Genomic DNA, 18307 nt, shown 5'->3' with positions numbered 1-18307 from the left:
TGAGCTATGCTGAAGAAACCGTAGAGATAAACTTGGTAAACTAAGCGTATTAATCGGAGTTTATCATGACCAAGAAAGTAAGAACCTACAGTGACGAATTTAAAGCAGAAGCTGTCAAGAAGATATCAGACAATAATGGCAATATCTCGGCTACCGCAAAGCAGCTTGGCATTGCCATGCAAACGCTATCAAATTGGCATAACAAAGCCAATCAAGGCAAGCTTATCGGCACAGAACAATATGATCCTGATCTTATGACAGCGCTTCAAGAAATAAAGCAGCTCAAGCGACAACTTAAAGTTGCCGAGGAGGAGCGAGAGATATTAAAAAAGGCCACGGCGTACTTCGCGAAAAACAGTTAGTAAAGTACGCCTTTATTAAGGATAACCAGCAGATATTTAGTATCACAGCTATGTGCCGTGTACTAAAGGTTAAGCATTCTAGCTACTACGACTGGCTGAGTCGTGATATCAGCGATCAACAGATACATCGCAACCAGTCTGAGCTGCTGGTTAAAGCCGCGCACAGTGAAACAAAGGAGCGCTATGGATATGAGCGTCTGCATGCGCATCTAAGTGAGCGAGGCCATGACATTAGCCTATACATGGTGAGACGCATCAAAGAAGAGCACGGCATCAAATGCCGACGTCATAAGCGCTTTAAAGTGACCACCGACTCTAATCACAACAAGCTGGTTTATCCAAACGTGCTCGATCAGCAGTTTGATGCCAAGCGTCCTAATGAGTCTTGGGTCAGTGACATTACTTATATCTGGACAAATGAGGGCTGGCTGTACTTAGCAGGGGTCAAAGATCTATACACCAAAGAGCTGGTTGGCTACGCCATTAATAAACGCATGACTGCTGATTTAGTCTGTCGTGCACTAAATATGGCAATCAAGAACAGACGACCAGGCAAAGGGCTGATTGTGCATTCTGACAGAGGCAGTCAGTACTGTAGCCACGCTTATCACAAAATCATCAAGCAGCATCAGTTTACAGGCTCAATGAGTGCTAAAGGCAACTGCTTTGACAACGCACCCATAGAAAGCTTCTGGGGCATATTAAAGAACGAGCTGGTGTATCACCAAGACTATAAAACTAGATTTGCCGCCATTACCGATATCATTGGATATATTGAACTATATTACAACCAAACGAGAACTCAAAAGAGCTTGGGCTATAAATCGCCAAGACAGGTGTGGTTTGATTATTATCGTCAAGCTGCGTAATTAAATCTCCCAAGTTTAACTGTACGGATTTGACGGCAGGGGTCAGTCTCAGTAGTGGTGGTGTCCTTCATATATTTATCATATAAAGAATTTAGATGAATTTCTTCGATATTATCTTTCACAAAGACTTCAGGCGCTCCGCCTTCTCTAACGAAATACCACAAAATATGCTCTAGCAAGCTATCGGCAATAGATTCTATTTTTTTTGGTATATTGCTCAAATACTTTTTATTTACGCCCTTGAGAATAATAGTTGTTATCTGCTGTTTGGTATCTGCACTTAGTAGTTCGCGGTTATCTATTCCTCTGTTGGCAGTAAAGGTAAACTGCCTTTTTTGAAAATGACCTTCATCATTTTTAAAAACGCTGTTTACGGTAGCTATATCAAAGACCTTCAACCAAATTAAACGGCCTAAACCACGACATCCTTTATCTAGCTTATAATCAGAGTCAAGCGTATCAAAAGAGACAAAGTTTTTCTCTGTAAAGCCACAACCGTTATCAGTTATGATAAAGCCTTCGATAGGAGAGGACAGATCACTGTCTAGTTCAGATAAAACTTCCTGAGATCGAATAATGTCTAAAGTGATCTTACCATCTACTAAGTTTTTGGTTTCCTCAATAGCATGAATAGAATTAACTACAGCTTCGAAAACAGGCATCAAGGCATGGCTTTTAGGTAAATCCGTATTGCGAATACGTCCTGCTAAATTAGTTTGTAAGCTCATGGCAACCCCTTGATAAGTATTATTTAAATTCAGTTCTGATATGCAAATACTTTAAATCTTACGATTATTATGCTGCTGACTCTACCGCCCCTTTCCCATTCATCGGCATAGGCAGTAGCCAGTCTTTAAGCTCAGCTAATCTGCTTTCAAATGCGGTATCAGCTCACCACTAGGTAGCTCTATTAGGTAAGTTGTCACAAGGTACGGCTCTGCTGGAAATGTTAAGGCTTCAGGAATTAGTGGGCCATCTACGCCTATTCCATAGTTATTCATATTAGCAAATGACTTTTCAGCAGCTATTAACGTGTCCTCTAAAATACTGTGCATATATTGATTAAACATACCTACTTCCACAGCCCCAGACATCGTCCCATGCTCAGAGCTAAGCTTATAATTATCAGGAATCTTTTCTACCTGTGCGGTTCGGTAGTCAGAACGAGCGAGTATATTAAGAACCGTACTTATTTCCTGATCATTAGACTCTAAAGCATATGCCCTAAATAAAAAACGCTGAACGATACCAGTTGTTTGATCTACGATTGGCCAAACATTTGCTACAAGTTCCATAACCCTCTACCTAATTGTTACTTTAAAAGAGATTAGCATTCATTAACTAACAGTCACCTGACCATTCATTAGCATAGGTAATAGCCAGTCTCGAAGCTTCTCAAGTTGTAAGTTTTCCTGACGATTCACCATGATGGTCTTAATCATTGGATCAATAGTCTCTCCAAATTTCTCAGCTATCTTTTGGTCAAAAGGCTGGACAAAGCTCATCATCACATTAGGATTAACTCTTTTATGACTGTTCGATGTACCCGTAGCTGACTGAGTGCAATGGGCAATAAACTGATCTGACGTCGCAATTAAATACATGAAATTCTTTATAGCTAAGTTAGGGCATCTCCAAACAACAAATTCAGTAGAGCAAATTTGATCCTGTAAGTCTAAAGCGTATACGACTCTATTAAACCAAGGGTTAAGCTTAGAAACTAGCAAATCAAGTTCTTTGACAGTAAATTTATTACTCCCTATTGAAATACCTTTTTCGATACTGTAGCTGCTCGTGACATCAAATACTGGAATACTATATAGCTTAAATATCATCTCACTATTTTTAGCTGGGTCGATAGAATCATTACTGACACTTGTAATATCACGCAAAGGTTTGACATTCCACTCTTCAGGAATTTCCCTGTTTAACATCTCGCTATAAGCCATCTTACCGCCAGATGATTTGTAAGGCTTGCCCTCTGCATTAGAAAAATCGAACTGCACAAACCAGTAGTCATAGAGCGTCTTTGCTATGGCTTCTAGCTCAGCATTAACTTGGTTGTTTGTTTTAATTTTTTTATCTATCACTATTAACTTATTTGCAATATCGCACTGCTCATCATATGTGATATTTCTAAGAGATATACTAGTTAGAATAGGCATAGTCAGAAACTTAGTTTGAGAGCCTTGTGCTTTTTCTCGCAAGCGCTTTAGCTCAAGCTTCAAAGCATAATAAATGAAATCAATATTATAGCCAGCTTTAGCAGTCAATATATAGGTTCTCTGATAAGCATTAAACTTACCTTCATATCTATTAACATGGAAATTACCACTAGCATTATTTCCTGCTACTAATACAACGTTATCATCAAAAGCATAATGGTCTATTTCATCTGGATACTCTGCACATGTGAAAAATGGATAAATACCACCTTCAACTGCCGCATTTGCATTCAATTTACCAGTTCTAATATGGCAAGCATCTTCTAAAGTTTTATTCATCAATTAATAACTCCGCCAGCTGCTCTTTTATTTCCACTTCTAACTCATGAGACTGCTTAAACAAGTTATCCAAATTATTAGTAAAACCCTGCATCTTTTCGGCAAACTGCTCAGCGGTAATATCAACATACTCAATTTTTACCTCAAAGTATTGCCCAGCACTTAAACTATAGCTTTTATTTTTAATATCTGTATAGCTAACAGCTACTGACAAATTATCGACTTGCTCTTTATTATTGAAGGTGCTGATAATTTGCTGTTCTTCGCTAGCAGACAGTACCGTCTTTTGAGTTTTACCCTCTTTAACTTTTTTACCTAGATTAGACGCGTCAACCAATACGACATCACCATCATTGCTATCATCGATAAACAGTATCGATACGCTTGTCCCTGTAGTGGCAAAAATATCTGATGGCATTGAGACCACACCAGCGAGCATTTTTTTATCTACTAGCTTCTGGCGAATCTTTTTATTAATGCCAGACTGAGCCGTGATAAAGCCAGTAGGTACGACTACCGATGCCTTGCCACCCTTTTTTAGCGAGGTAATAATATGCTGTAAAAAGAGCTGATAAATTGCCATGCTCTCTTTTTTCTTTTTGGGTATAGTTGGAATACCTGCAAAGAAGCGTTCTTTATTCTCTTTGCTATCTAGCGCATCTCGATAATCGCTAAAGTCCAGTTTGAATGGTGGGTTAGAGACAATGTAGTCAAACTTTTTAAGCTCTTCATCATCCTTATGGTATGGATGAAAAATAGTATTACCTTGAATTACGTTAGGAATAGAATGCACTAAGTTATTTAAAATCAAGTTTAAGCGTAATAGGTTCGATGACTTTTGTGAGATATCCTGCGTATAAATGGTACAGCGGTCTTCACCGATGGCATGAGCAACGTTCATCAATAACGTACCTGAACCTGCTGAAGGGTCGTAACAGGTGACATCCCTTACCGTACCACGCTCCGCTTGTGGCACCAGTATCTCAGCCATAATGCGAGCAACTGCATGTGGTGTGAAATACTCAGCATATTTACCTCCCGAGTTACTGTTATAGTCTTTAATTAAGTACTCAAAAATACCGGCATAAAAATCGAATTTTTGGTCAAAGATACGCTCAAAACTAAACTCGATCAGCTTATTGATAACCGCACGGCAAAAATCATCACGCTTAGACTCATCAGCGATGTATTGGCTGAGACGATCAAACAGAACAACCTTTGCACCACCATCTGTTTTTACCGCAAAAATATCGTTGTTCTTAATCGCGATATCAATCAGCGTGTCATCAAATAGCTTAGCAAAGTCAGGCGCGTTACTTTGGCTGAACAGATAGCTGATAAAGTGCTGAGGCTCCAAACGAGCAGTATCTGCGCTCATCTGTAGCTGTAGCATCTCATAGTCTTCATCACTCATATCACTAAGCGACTTTTCCCAGTTATCCGCCTTGGCGATATCTTCATCTATTTTTTTAGCTTCATAAGCAAATTTATCATTTAGAAACTTGTACAAGAATATCTGGGTAATGATTTTAAACTCGTTACCGTCATTACCTAGACCATAATTGGCACAAATACTTTTTAAACTATCGATTAATTCTTGGGTTTTCGCTTTAAATTCAAGCTCTACCATGGTCTTGCTCCAACGTTATATTCATTGATGTATTCTGAGACAACCAGCTTATTGATGTAGCGTGAGCTGTCAGGTTTTAATTTGATTTTGTGGTCTTTCATAAAACGTTTAATAACGATGGGCATCATCTGCCCCTCAAAGTAGCTTTCGTTATCGACGATCTGACTACTATTAAGTACCTTCTCATCCGCGTCGTTTTTTACAGCCATTAGTGCTTCATGTATGGTGCGTTCGGAGCTATTTATATCCGTCTGCTGAGACTCAGTTAACCGCTTATGTATTCGAGCATATTTAGCATCACCTTTGTATTTCTGCCGCATTTGCTCATTCGTACGGTTGAGCTCTTTTATGCGTTTATGAATTTTAGTGAGCTCTTCAATATTTGCATTCATCTGCTCTTGTGAGACTTCGCTAAGCTTTCTTTTTTTGAAGATACGCTCAAGCTCTTCTTTTAGGCTGACAAATTCAGGATCTTTCTGATCAAAATTGCTTGCCATCGCTTCACGGGTTTTACGTAGGGTACTTTTAAGTTCATCAGCTAGTACCAGCTCTTCTTCGCCTATTTTAGTAAACTTAAATATCACATCTTCTAAGGCTTGGTTAAGTAAATTACTCGTGCCTATACCCTGCTCTAGATTTTGCTTGGTGTTTAGTAAATCAAGATGATGACTGGTCTCACGGTAAAGAACGTTTAACTTATTGAAATCAAGTTCCTCTAAGAATTTATAGTCGCCTTGGAGCCGAACCAGATTATATAGACTTCTAGCATCAGCAAGCACTTTTTTAAGGCTCAGTACTGTTTCTCTATCTTGAATCTGGCTAATTTGATCGCTGAATACTTCCATGTTATCCGTCTCGTAAAGAAACAGCACATCCTTAACATGCTCGATTTCCTGCTGTATCTCTTCGTGCGATTTAAACAGGTGTGAGTAGCTTTCCATCTCATCACCAAACTCTGATTGCAGCTCTTCGAAATAGGCTTTGTTAGTCGCATCAAACTCTGCACTAATATCCGCAAAGTCAACTACATAGCCATACCTAAAGTCTTTATAGGTACGATTCACACGAGTGAGCGCTTGCAAAAGATTGTGTGCACGAACCATACGCCCAAGGTATAGCTTCTTTAAACGCTTGGCGTCAAAACCAGTCAGTAGCATGTTATACACAAATAAAAGGTCTATGTTTCCAGCCTTAAAGTCCTCTACCCAGTCCTTACGTTCTTCTTTAGTACCAACATCATGCAAAATCAATTGAGCAGATTTGACCTTTATTTCTTCATGACGAATCTCTGCTAAGGTTTTAACATTTGAATCCGACGCTTGATTGTTAGTAGCCGCTTCGTCTTGAGCATAGAGTTTATTAAACAGCTCAAACATATGCTTGGCTTGCGGTGCGCTATCACAAATAACCATGCCGCCGATGCTCGCATCATTTAGCGCCCCACGACTTTTTTCAAAATCTGACACAATATATTCAAGCATTGGCTCAACAAAGCAGGAATGAGCATATATATCCTCTCGCTTAACATCGCCTACCAGCACCTTAGCTTTAGCAAGTGCTTCTTGTAGGATCAGTTTATACTCGGTAGATATCTCCTCTCTTATCAGTCGCAGAGTATAACCATCAGCAATAGAGGCGTTGTAATAGTACTTATGGATATAATCGCCGAACAAGGCTCTTGAGTTGTAGTCCTCCCCCAATAGCGGCGTACCTGTCAAACCGATCTTAATGGCATTAGGATCTGATTCTTTTAGATTCGCTAAAAAACTACCTTTAGGGTTATAGCTACGATGCACTTCATCTAAAAAATATATTCGCTGGATATCGACGTTATAATCTTTAGTCGAAACAACGTCAGGATCATCTTTAAATTTGTGTATATTGACCACTGTGATCTCAGGTACACCTGCATCATTGTGAATGGCTTTGGTTGCCTTGATATCACGAGCAAAATCATCTCTGGAGTCAACGGTTCGAACTCTTAAACCACGTGCTGTAAACTCGCGCTGTGCCTGTTGTAGTAAGTCTAATCGATCAACGATGAAATAAAACTTAGGTGTTATTTGTTGCTTTTGGAAATAGTCTGTTAGGAAGCGTACGTTATAAAAAGCCAAAGCCGTTTTACCACTGCCTTGTGTATGCCAAATAATGCCTTTTCTAATGCCTTCATCGAGTTTGTTCCCAATCGCCTTAGTCGCAAATATCTGCGGATAACGCATGATGTGCTTTTCTAGTCCTTTAGTCTCATTCACGTAAACCAGCGCATAACGCAAAATAAATGCTAACCGCTCACGACTGAGTAAAGAGGTACAGATGCTATTGGTAGGACGTTCTGGCTGCTTATTGGTTTGAAACTCCGAACTATTTCGAATAACTTCTAAGTTATTATCCTTTAATACTCTAAGCTCATCAGCTTCAGTAATTGGTTTTAGTAATGCCGTATAGTTAAACGTTTCTTCTTCACGGAAATAGTTGAATATCGGTTTTTGGTAAGAAGAACTGGCGTAAAAGGCTCCACGTAATGGCTCAGGATCGCCATCCACATATTCCATATTGTTTGAAAAGATCATAAACTGCGTGATATTAACGAACCGTTTGAACTTAGGGTTCTCAAATCGTGTATTGATACGATTTCTCTCAGCAATAATACCTTCTCGATTATGTGGCTTTTTGACCTCTATAAACACTAATGGCATACCGTTAATGAGCAAGGTGATATCAGGACGAAATTCTTCATCACCGTTTTTGCAAGTCAGCTCCGTCACCACATGAAAGCTATTATTATTAAAGTTTTCAAAATCAATCAACTTCGTACCTGAACGCTCAGATAGCTTGTCAAAAAAGGCCTTCCCTAAATCTTCATTGTCTAAGAGCAACTTCACATCTTCGAATAGGCGTTTGACCTCATCGTCTTTAATACCCCCATTTATTCGCATCATGGCATCATGAAAAAGTTCAGGGAAAATGTTGGTATCGATATCCCATTTGGCATCTTTAAGCGATAAGTATTGATAACCTAGCTTCATCAAATGAAGAATTGTTGGAATTTTTACGCGGGAATCTTCATTGAAGCTCATGATGGATAGCTCACTTAATCAATAATAAAATGGTTGTAGTAGCAAATCTATAGATAAGAATCACTATACGTCAATCGGTGTCGTTAGTTTTTAGAGTTTTAGGCATCAGTATAGCAACACAAAGCATGAAATCGCATTGTGCGATTATTAATATATTAACGAGTGGTCAGATCAAATTTTTCTAATCTAAAGCTCAGGAATTTTCTATTATTTTAAACAGTCTTTGCAAAAGACTGTTATTTTTATTGGCAAGTCTGCTTTCTTACTTCAATGTTTACCTTCGATAACAAACAAGGTAGTATTAAGAAACAATTTTACTAATACTTGTTCCTTACTTAAAACTAATATTGAACAATACTTAAGGTTAATAAATGAAAGTTTTCCAAGCACTTCCAGCTATTGCGATTACATTGTTAATTTCAAGCACCTACTCCCATGCCAGTGATGAGCGTATACCTATAGATTATCTAAATAACTATCCATCTGAGTTACAAGCTGAATTTGATGAATTAAAAGAGATGTGTGAAAGCGCTCAATATGGAGATGCAGTTGACCTTCCATTAAGTGTTCAGCAAGGGTTCATTACGCGTTCTGACGTCACTGGTGACGGACTTGATGACTATATCGTACACACGGGAAAACTAGCATGCGAATATGGTGCATCCATATGGGGTAATTTTCCTTCTTTTAATATTTATCAGGGAATGCGCAATAATGACGCTACCCTTATATACAGTTCATATAGCTTTAATTCTGACGAAGAAATTTACCCCAGAGTCGTATCAAATGGTAAAGGTTTTTTTGATATTCAGTACATTGGCGCTGGAGGGGATTGTGGTCAAGAGGGTAATTATAGTTTTGCTGAAATGAAAGCTTGTGAAATCACCGAGCGTTGGAACAAAGATACGCAGGATATGGATGTTATATCTGCAAAGGTGTTAAGTTATAAGTAAGTCGTCAAGCTAACAGAGCTATACGAAGTATGAGTAGTCAAATTTCTTGATATCATAGCCAAGGGATTATTTGATTTGTTCGAAATAGTAGCAAGTGGTATTAAGAAGTATAAGCAGTGAGATATAAAATAATTCCAATAACCCAAACGCTTTTTTAGTGATAGTATATATTTGAGATTAAATAGTATTCTAGAAATATTTAGTTACAATTTATCAAAGGATAAATTCCGTTATTCGCTTTGCATCCGATACTTGAAAGGTGTTGGTCTATTAGTTGGTCTACGCCTTTCCTTTATAAATAAAAATACTTTAAAATCAATGACTTATAATAAAAGTGCGGCTTCCTCCTTCACCGCCAATCTTATTCTGCTTTATCAAAGCCTCTAGTTTTACACTCTATCCAAATTTCTTTAAAACATCTCCTAAGTGTTAAGCAATAACGCTTAACTTTATCTTGCCTGATTTTTCTAGTTATTCCTATTTAAACTTATTTACTAAACCCCGCCCGCGCCTTTACTGGACGCCTCGCTGTTTTTTCTCAGTATCCCAGCTGCTATTTTTTGAGTATCAGCCACTACTGTCATCGACATGAATGCCCTATCTTCATGAGCGCTGATGGGTCTTAAACAGCTCATCCGTCAATATCTTATAATCAAAATATTATATTTTACTAAAAATCTAAGTTAACGGTAGCTAGCTCAAGGATTATATCGTTGGTATTATAATTATCTTGCAGTTCATTAAACACAAGCAGTTTTCAGCTATGTCCAAAACCTTACTCACCCGTATACTCCTACTCATTGTCGGTATCATCATCACCATAGACTGCGCTGTATTGATGATTATTGGCAAGATTAACTTTGGCTCAGTAGTGCCATTTATTATTGGCGTAATTTTTGTCATTCATGGCATTTACTGGGAACGAATTCGCCGTTTCATCAGGCATCACCCTCTATTTAAGCGAGTATGGTATGGCTTATGGGGCTTATTTATCCTATGGCTTATCAGCTTTATGGTGTTTGTTTGGTCACTGCAGCAGCAGATTAAGCAGAGCAAACAACCTGCGCCTGCAGTGGCAGCGATTATTATACTAGGCTCCGGTACGGTGGCTGGTAAGCCCACGCCAACGCTTGCCAAGCGTTTGGATACCGCTGTACCCATTATCAATGCTCAGTCAAACGCGCTGGTAGTAACCAGTGGCGGGGTTGGTTTTCAGCGGACGCGTAGTGAGGCCGACATCATGGCGACTTATCTAAATGACGCGCATGACATCTCATTCGAGCGTATCTTACAAGAGGGCAAAAGCACCAGTACCGAGGAGAACTTACGCAATAGCCAAACCCTATTAGCAGCACATGATATCTCTAGCAGCGCCCCTATCGCTATCGTGACCAGTGATTTTCATACCATTCGGGCAGCAGCCATTGCAAGGCATCAAGGCTATCAACAGCCAATTACGGTGGCTAGCCCGACCCCTTTATCCATTCGTTATAATGCATGGTTTCGAGAATATTTTGCCTTTGCCAGTGGTTGGCTGTTGGGGGAGTATTAAAAAGCTCACAGCACTTCACAGCCCTTATAAGTAAGCCTTTAGTAATATAGCATTTATCAATGTATAACTGGCGTGCCTTGCGTGGTAAAGGCAAAGGCTTTATTGCTAAAGTTGCCTATCATCACCGCCTCAATGACTGGGGCGACGGTCTCATCAATACCTTCGACTTCAATGATGAAGTTAGCTCCAGAGCCGCCTTTGTCTTCTTCTTTTTCGACAATATAATTGAGCGTGCCCATTGCTGGTAGCTCGATAGGTTTATTCAGATATGATTTTACGAAAGCCCCACGGGTATCGTAGTAATCGATTTTATTGATATAAAGTGATTTTTTTAAGGTGGTATTACGCACACTCAAAGTCGCAGACAGCAAGACCTTACGATTGTCTCTATCGGTATAAATGTCAGAGTAAATCGGCACATAAAAGGTTTGCTGATAGCCAAGTTTACTATGATCAATTTTTGAGGTGATCTCCAGCTGTTTGATTGGGTCTTTTTGCCCTTCTGACAGCATGACATTCGGGTCTTGCGACGATTGATCACAGCCTGATAATAGTGCCGTCATGGCAAGCATTAGGATGGATATGTGACGCTTATTCATAACTTTCCCTTTTATAATGTCATAGCGCGGCTATTTAAATAACGCTTATGTCGTCATTAATAGGTAGACAATATACCCCTTATTTAGATTTAGCCCGCTACTGCACTTTTACCCCAACGCTACGCAAAAACTGGTTAATATGCTTGTTTGCGCCATAGATTATCAAGACATCTTTATCTTGTAGCACCTGCTCAGGCTCGGCCAATCCTTCGATACTTGGCTTACGTTGCGTACGTCCAAAGCTATCTTCATAATACTCATAGCGCATGGTACTAAGCAATCGAATATTGAATTTTTGCTCAAGCTGTAAGTCGTCGACGGTCTTTCCAATCAAGGCGTTTGGAATACTAAGCTCAACGATACTAAAATGATCGGTAAGCTCAAACGAATCTACAAAGTAGCGCAGTGACAAGCGTTTTGCCCAGCGGTCGGCGGCTTCTTTTTCGGGCAAAATAAGATCGTCCACACCGATGGCTTGCAGCACTTTTTGGTGCAATGGATTGATACTGCGGCTGATCAAGCGCCGTGCTTTTAAGGTCTTAAATAGCGCCGTTGCCATGACATTTGCGCCTTGGTCTTCGCCGATTGCGACCACGACGATATCGGTATCGATAATGGGTAAACCGGTGACGGTATACTCGTCGGTGGCATCCATACAGACGGTATGCGAGATGACTTCTTTATAAGCCTCGACTTTTTGCATACTGCTATCGATAGCAATTACTTCGTGACCTTGACTGGTCAACGCTATACCCAGCGACGAGCCAAAGTTCCCCAATCCTACGATGATATATTTCATATTGTCCTTTTTGTGCCTTAATAATAGTGCCACACTTGAGGTAATAGAACTTTAATTAACAAAATCTTAGTTAACAGGTTCAATTAGCAAGAAATCATTTAATAGCACTTAGTTAATAGCACTTAGTTAATAGCACTTAGTTAATAGCACTTAGTTAATAGCACTTAGTTAATAGCACTTAGTTAATAGTAATCTCTTCCGTGGGATAGCGATAGTTACGCTCGCGCATGTTTTTGAGTAAGGCGATAAACAGGGTTAACATGCCCACCCGTCCAACGAACATAATCACCGAAATCACCATTTTGCTAAAATCCGACAACTCGGTGGTCAAATTCAAACTCAAACCGACGGTGCTATAAGCAGAAAAGCACTCAAAAACCACTTTAATCAAATCCAGCTCAGGTTGATCATAACTGATGAGCGTCACCCCAGTCCCAATGACCAATAACGACAGCCACATGATAGAAAAGGCACGACGAATCGAAATCTCAGCGATTTCCCGTTTGAAGACTTCTACTCTCGTCTGCCCACGCGCCAAACTCAAGGTATTTAATAGCGCAATGGCAAAGGTGCTGGTTTTGATACCACCGCCCGTCGAGTTCGGTGACGCGCCAATCCACATCAAAAAAATCGTCAACATAATCGTCGGAAAGGCTAGGTCACCCATATCAATGCTATTAAACCCAGCGGTTCGCGGGGTGGCAGCGGTAAATATCCCTGTCACTAACTTGCCATAAAAACTGCCATGGTCAGCCAACACGCCATTATATTCAAACAACATGACCCCAATGAGTCCGACTAGCAACAGTGCACCCGTGGTAATCAGAGTGATTCGGCTATTGATATTGAGCAGCCACGGGCGATAAGCGTAGCGCTGATTGCGACAATATATCAGGCGCTGGGCACGATAGCGTAAATACCGCAGCACATTGACCACAATCACAAAGCCCATACCGCCAAAGATAAAGGTAATGCCAATAATCAGCTGCAGAGGATAATTAAAGCGCAGCGCGTCATCATATAAGCCCGCACTAAAAGTAGAAAATCCGGCATTACAAAAAGCCGAAACCGCATGGAAAATGGAAAAAAATAAGCGCTCGGATACGTCCATGCCGGGTAAATTGTAAATACTGGCGTAAATGAATGCCGCCGCCAACGCCTCAACAGCAAAGGTGACATATAAGATAGATTTGAGGGTTGCCACCACATTACCCGTACCGCGCATATAGGACATCTCACTGATGCTCAGCTGAGTCTCGTAGCTGACACCGCCCTTAAAGAAATAGCTAAAATATGTGACAAAGGTCAAAATCCCGAGACCGCCTATTTGGATCAGACCCATAATAATGACTTGGCCAAAGGTCGTGTAATAGGTCGCGGTGTCTACCACGATAAGCCCAGTAACACACACCGCACTGGTCGCAGTAAATAATGCATCGATAAATGATAAAGGCTGGGTCGTCGCGTTGGGCATCATTAATAGCAAAGCGCCAACCAGTACCACCGACAAAAAACTTAGAATAAAGAATTGGGCTGGGTTCAAAAAAGTACGGTCGAGATTGAAGTCGTGATCAGAGATTTCACGGATAAAGGTCACTAGTACCGCAACCTTAATCGCAACAAAGCCATCAACGGAAACCGCCAAGCCTGAGCGTATTAAATCGGTGAAATGCGCCACGAGTAAAATGACGATAGCGATACTGGTCAACAAGTCAAAGACAGCCACTTTGTTAATCGTTAGCGGTTTTTTGCTATAGAGGTAACGCCCTGCCGTGACGATAAAACCTAAAAAGATAATGAGCAAATAAAAGAGATGAAAAACATGCTGTAGCCAGTTCGGTAGCGTAAAACCACTATCGAGAAGCGCCACTGCGACCCCAATGATGCTAATAAAAATCGTAAAATTATTAAGTAATCGATAGCGTATGGCGGCGTGCATAGCCTGAGTCCATGAGAGGAATAACCACGATATTTATACTCCTTTTTTTGACTATTAACTAAAACTGATTTTAGAAAATCGTAACCAGTTATGAACGAATTATCGAAAGTGATTAAATGGACTGACCGTATTGATGACAATCTGATGACAAGTTGGCTACGGTCGAAATGAGATGCCATGATAAAGTACGGATTATTAAATAAAGGCTGCAGCACCCTGCATAACAATAATCACAAAGGACGACGCCATGGTACTGGACATCTTATTAACCATTCATTTTATATTACTCGTGCTGATATCCTTACGGATACTCTCGCGTCATGATTTGACCTCATCGGCTAGGCTAGCATGGATGGTGGTGCTGTTTATATTGCCTTATGTCGGCGTCGTGGTTTACTGGATGTTTGGTGAGATACATTTAGGGCGTAACTTTAACCGCCAGCATGAGCAAATTATTAATAAACTGCATACTCACAATCCTGAAGTGTTCGGTAGCGACGCGGCTTTAACGCAAGCGATAAAACCTGAGTATCAAGCAGCGTTTGCTTACTCTGCGAACGTCACAGGCTTTCATACTACCGTGGGCAATCATGCGGAACTAATGGCGGATGCGGCTGAAACCCACAAACGAATGCTAGCGGATTTTGAGGCGGCAACCGATCATATTCATGTGCTGTATTATATTTGGCTGATTGATGGCACAGGTATCGATATCGCCCAAGCGCTAATGCGCGCAGCACGGCGCGGTGTGACTTGTCGAGCGATGGTCGATGGCATGGGCTCACGCAAAATGGTGGGCTCAAAGATATGGCAAGAAATGAAAAATGCTGGCGTGCAAGTCAGCGTGGCTCTACCGATTAGCAATCTTATAAAGGTATTATTATTTAGCCGAATTGATCTGCGCAATCACCGAAAGATCACCGTGATCGATGGCAACATTGGCTACTCTGGTAGTCGCAACTGCGCAGATCCTGAGTTTCGCGTAAAGCCCAATTTTGCCCCGTGGGTCGACATCATGCTGCGCGTTGAAGGACCAGTAGTGGCACAGAACCAGATGCTTTTCGCCAGTGATTGGCTGATTGAAAACCCCGACACAGCGGTCGAAAGCTTTTGTTATCCTACCGCACAACCAGACTCATCAGCCTCTACAGGCTTCGCCGCACAAGTCTTTGCCGATGGTCCTACCCAACGCTCGGGCGCAACGCCACAATTTTTAGGCGCGCTTATTAGCCAAGCCCAGCAAACCCTGACCATCTCAACCCCTTACTTTGTCCCAGATTATTCCCTAATCAATGTCTTGTGCGCCACCGCCTATCGCGGCGTAAAGGTCACAATGATCTTCCCCAAACACAACGACTCCTTAGTAGTCGCTGCGACCAGCCGCAGTTATTATTGGCAATTACTAGAAGCAGGAGTAAAAATTTATGAGTACAAGCCGGGATTGCTACATGCGAAGACCTTGACCGTCGATGGCCAGCTAAGCTTAATTGGCTCGACCAACTTAGATTTGCGCAGCTTTGATTTAAATTATGAAAACAATATTGTCTTTAGCGATAGCGCCTTAACCACTGACATCATGGAACGCCAGTCTCAATATATCGCTGACTCTGATGAAGTGACACGCGAGGAGGTCGAAAACTGGCCGCTACCCTATAGAATTTGGCACAATATTGTTGCTACCATGGGGCCCATCTTATAAATAACGGTTGGATGCTAGAGTGTGTCCTCATTATTTATCAGCGCTATTTATCAGCGCTTTTTTGCAAAACATAGACCACAAATTTTGCTTCGGTACTAAATGCTTGTTGTTCAACCGCTGCCAGTAACGCTTGTCTTTTTTCGCTACGGGCACGGTAGGCATAAGGGGTCATGGTCAGCAAATCAGCCAAGTCAGACGCTGATAATGTCATTTTGGTACTGACGCGATGCGTCTCTATCAACGTAAAGTATGGCGCCAACTCCTGCAAAAACTTATCAGAATCATGCTCGCGCACGCTATCAAATAGTGCATCGCGCATCGTTGCCAAATGCCCGACATCGGGCTTGGCAATGATTAGGTAGCCCTTATCAATCAAGACTTCATTAAATGCCTCAGGCAAAATAGGGCTAAAAATACTGCTGATGCCCGTGACGCTATGAGTACGCAGTGGTAGATGTGCCGCACTGGTGACCAATGGGTAAATCACCGTCGTCTTTTCCGCTTCGTCTTTATGTTGTTGATACCACAGCTGACTGGCTGCTTTGCTCACTTTAGCCAATTCAACCAACGCGGGCTTGCTGATATCAGCCGCTATCAAAGTAGTGATACTATCTGAGCCCATCTGCACCATCGCCTGCGTGTAATAGCCTTCCCCGCAGCCGATATCCAACCAGTTGACAGGGTTTTTATCCTGAGCGTTTGCTGATGAAGTGATTGATGCAGTAATTGGCTCAGAGATGACCTCGTTTTGCGCTAATAATTGTTCCATTTGCTGACAGATCACTGTCTGTAGCGGCTCATAATGTCCAGCTGCTAAAAACCGCTTGCGCGCTTCAATAGATTGCTGACTGTCGCCCGGTGCTTTGGATTTTTTTTGTTGCACAGGCAGTAGATTGACATACCCTTGACGCGCCACATCAAACGGATGGGTGGTTTGCTTAGGGTTTAAACTACCATCACAGCGCCACGTATCGGCGGCAGGCTGCAGAGGTGACTGACAAAGGGGACAAATAAATAAGGACACAAGCATCTCAAGATCATCGCAATATGGCTGCCATTTTAACAAAAATTGCGCAGGTTAATGGATAAAAGAAGCAGTTAAAAAAAGGTCTAAGAAAAACAAAAAGCCACCTCAGTGATTGCTGAGATGACTTTTTTAATCACATAAATACTTATTTACTACAGCACCTAGGTTAATACTATTTTAGCGCAGCTTCAATGTCATCAAACCAAGTATGACCAATAAAATGGCGATAATCCAAAATCTAGCGACCACTTGTGTTTCTTTCCAGCCAATTTCTTCAAAATGATGATGCAATGGCGCCATCCGAAAGACACGTTTTTTGCGCAGTTTATAGGAGCCAACTTGCAGCATAACCGATAGTGCCTCGGCGACAAATAGACCACCCATAATGGCAAAAGCAATCTCTTGGCGGGTCATGACGGCAATCGTACCGAGCATCGCACCGAGGGCAAGTGCACCCACATCCCCCATAAAGACTTGCGCGGGATGCGCATTAAACCATAAGAAGCCAAGACCAGCACCAATCATCGAACCACAGACAATAATCACTTCAGAGTTATAGGCAATATAAGGGACATGCAAATAATCGGCAAAGCGTACGTCACCCGAGACATAAGCCATCGCGCCTAAACCAGCTGCAACTAATACAACGGGCAAAATCGCCAAACCATCTAAGCCATCGGTCAAGTTGACAGCATTGGAAGCGCCATTAATCACAAAATAGGTAAAGATAATAAAGCCAATACCAAAAGGTACGGCTGAAAACGGAATCATCCAATCCTTAAAAATGGGTATTAATAAATCCTGCATCTCGCGGGTGGTGGCGATGTCCGGTTGCAAGGTGGCGATATAATATAAAGACACACCGACGAACAATGCTCCCATCGACAACCAAAAGTATTTTTTGCGAGCAATCAAACCTTTGGGGTTTTTATATTTGATTTTGAGCCAATCATCAGCCCAGCCAACCGCGCCAAAGATAATCATCACGATCAGCAAAATCCACACATAAGGATTGTTAAGGCGTGCCCACAGTAAGGTCGATACCCCGATGGCGCTCAAAATCAATACCCCGCCCATGGTCGGTGTACCAGTCTTTGCCAAATGCGACTGCGGACCATCATTACGAATGGCCTGACCATACTTTAGTGCCCGTAGACGTCTGATGACCGGTCCGCCTAAAAACATACTAAATGCCAGTGCTGTGACGACCGCAAGTAACGCTCGTAGCGTCAACGAAGAAACCGCAGAAAACGGTGTATAATACTGGCCAAGCCAGCCAAACAACCAAACTAACACC

The 18307-nt window shown here is 41.4% G+C and carries 14 protein-coding genes; 4 read left to right on the top strand and 10 right to left on the bottom strand.

The features are described from left to right. Positions 1 to 65 precede the first annotated feature (65 nt). A protein-coding gene (locus tag W293_RS0115205; RefSeq protein WP_156915601.1) for an IS3 family transposase occupies positions 66 to 1231 on the top strand; the annotation gives its coding sequence in 2 pieces (ribosomal slippage) (positions 66 to 324 and positions 324 to 1231; 1167 coding nt in all). Here W293_RS0115205 and W293_RS0115200 read toward each other — a convergent pair. The 5 genes from W293_RS0115200 to W293_RS0115180 form a co-directional block, all read right to left on the bottom strand. Next, positions 1219 to 1959 (bottom strand): ATP-binding protein, encoded by a 741-nt coding sequence (locus tag W293_RS0115200; RefSeq protein ID WP_025653244.1) that lies wholly within the window; start codon positions 1957 to 1959, stop codon positions 1219 to 1221. The genes W293_RS0115205 and W293_RS0115200 overlap by 13 nt on opposite strands. Before the next feature lie 135 nt (positions 1960 to 2094). Then, positions 2095 to 2526 carry a hypothetical protein gene (locus tag W293_RS0115195; RefSeq protein ID WP_025653243.1) on the bottom strand — a complete coding sequence of 144 codons (432 nt, stop codon included), beginning with the start codon at positions 2524 to 2526 and terminating at the stop codon, positions 2095 to 2097. A 42-nt stretch (positions 2527 to 2568) separates the two neighbouring features. Further along, on the bottom strand, positions 2569 to 3735 hold the full coding sequence (locus W293_RS0115190) for a restriction endonuclease subunit S (protein ID WP_025653242.1): 1167 nt from the start codon (positions 3733 to 3735) through the stop codon (positions 2569 to 2571). Further along, on the bottom strand, positions 3728 to 5365 hold the full coding sequence (locus tag W293_RS0115185; RefSeq protein WP_025653241.1) for a class I SAM-dependent DNA methyltransferase: 1638 nt from the start codon (positions 5363 to 5365) through the stop codon (positions 3728 to 3730). The genes W293_RS0115190 and W293_RS0115185 overlap by 8 nt, the downstream gene beginning before the upstream one ends. Continuing rightward, a complete protein-coding gene (locus tag W293_RS0115180) occupies positions 5359 to 8442 on the bottom strand; it encodes a type I restriction endonuclease subunit R (protein WP_025653240.1) in 3084 nt (1027 codons plus the stop codon). The genes W293_RS0115185 and W293_RS0115180 overlap by 7 nt, the downstream gene beginning before the upstream one ends. Before the next feature lie 371 nt (positions 8443 to 8813). Between W293_RS0115180 and W293_RS0115175 the strand changes: the two genes are divergently transcribed. Then, positions 8814 to 9395: a hypothetical protein gene (locus W293_RS0115175; protein ID WP_025653239.1), complete on the top strand. Its 582-nt coding sequence runs from the start codon at positions 8814 to 8816 to the stop codon at positions 9393 to 9395. 763 nt (positions 9396 to 10158) lie between these two features. Beyond that, the gene (locus W293_RS0115165; RefSeq protein WP_025653238.1) at positions 10159 to 10947 is read left to right on the top strand and encodes a YdcF family protein; all 789 of its coding nucleotides are present in this window, start codon (positions 10159 to 10161) and stop codon (positions 10945 to 10947) included. A 56-nt stretch (positions 10948 to 11003) separates the two neighbouring features. Here W293_RS0115165 and W293_RS0115160 read toward each other — a convergent pair whose 3' ends face one another. From W293_RS0115160 to W293_RS0115150, 3 genes are all read right to left on the bottom strand, one after another. Next, entirely contained in the window at positions 11004 to 11546 is a 543-nt protein-coding gene (locus W293_RS0115160; RefSeq protein ID WP_025653237.1) for a DUF3124 domain-containing protein, read from the bottom strand. Positions 11547 to 11643: 97 nt separating this feature from the next. After that, positions 11644 to 12345, bottom strand: a complete 702-nt coding sequence (locus W293_RS0115155; RefSeq protein WP_025653236.1) for a potassium channel family protein — start codon at positions 12343 to 12345, stop codon at positions 11644 to 11646. Between the two features lie 178 nt (positions 12346 to 12523). Then, positions 12524 to 14284 (bottom strand): TrkH family potassium uptake protein, encoded by a 1761-nt coding sequence (locus W293_RS0115150; RefSeq protein ID WP_025653235.1) that lies wholly within the window; start codon positions 14282 to 14284, stop codon positions 12524 to 12526. 247 nt (positions 14285 to 14531) lie between these two features. Between W293_RS0115150 and cls the strand changes: the two genes are divergently transcribed. Beyond that, positions 14532 to 15983 carry a cardiolipin synthase gene (cls, locus tag W293_RS0115145; RefSeq protein WP_025653234.1) on the top strand — a complete coding sequence of 484 codons (1452 nt, stop codon included), beginning with the start codon at positions 14532 to 14534 and terminating at the stop codon, positions 15981 to 15983. Between the two features lie 43 nt (positions 15984 to 16026). On the opposite strand, the gene W293_RS0115140 is transcribed toward cls, so the two are convergent. Both W293_RS0115140 and mraY read right to left on the bottom strand, forming a co-directional pair. Continuing rightward, on the bottom strand, positions 16027 to 17013 hold the full coding sequence (locus W293_RS0115140) for a putative RNA methyltransferase (RefSeq protein ID WP_025653233.1): 987 nt from the start codon (positions 17011 to 17013) through the stop codon (positions 16027 to 16029). A gap of 174 nt (positions 17014 to 17187) precedes the next feature. Beyond that, on the bottom strand, positions 17188 to 18306 hold the full coding sequence (gene mraY, locus W293_RS0115135; protein WP_025653232.1) for a phospho-N-acetylmuramoyl-pentapeptide-transferase: 1119 nt from the start codon (positions 18304 to 18306) through the stop codon (positions 17188 to 17190). Position 18307 lies beyond the last annotated feature (1 nt).

It is taken from the genome of Psychrobacter sp. TB67 (assembly GCF_000511065.1).
Classification (GTDB): Bacteria; Pseudomonadota; Gammaproteobacteria; order Pseudomonadales; family Moraxellaceae; genus Psychrobacter; species Psychrobacter okhotskensis.
Note: the sequence above shows the minus strand (reverse complement) of the source record. Positions and strands in the feature narration are given on the sequence as shown.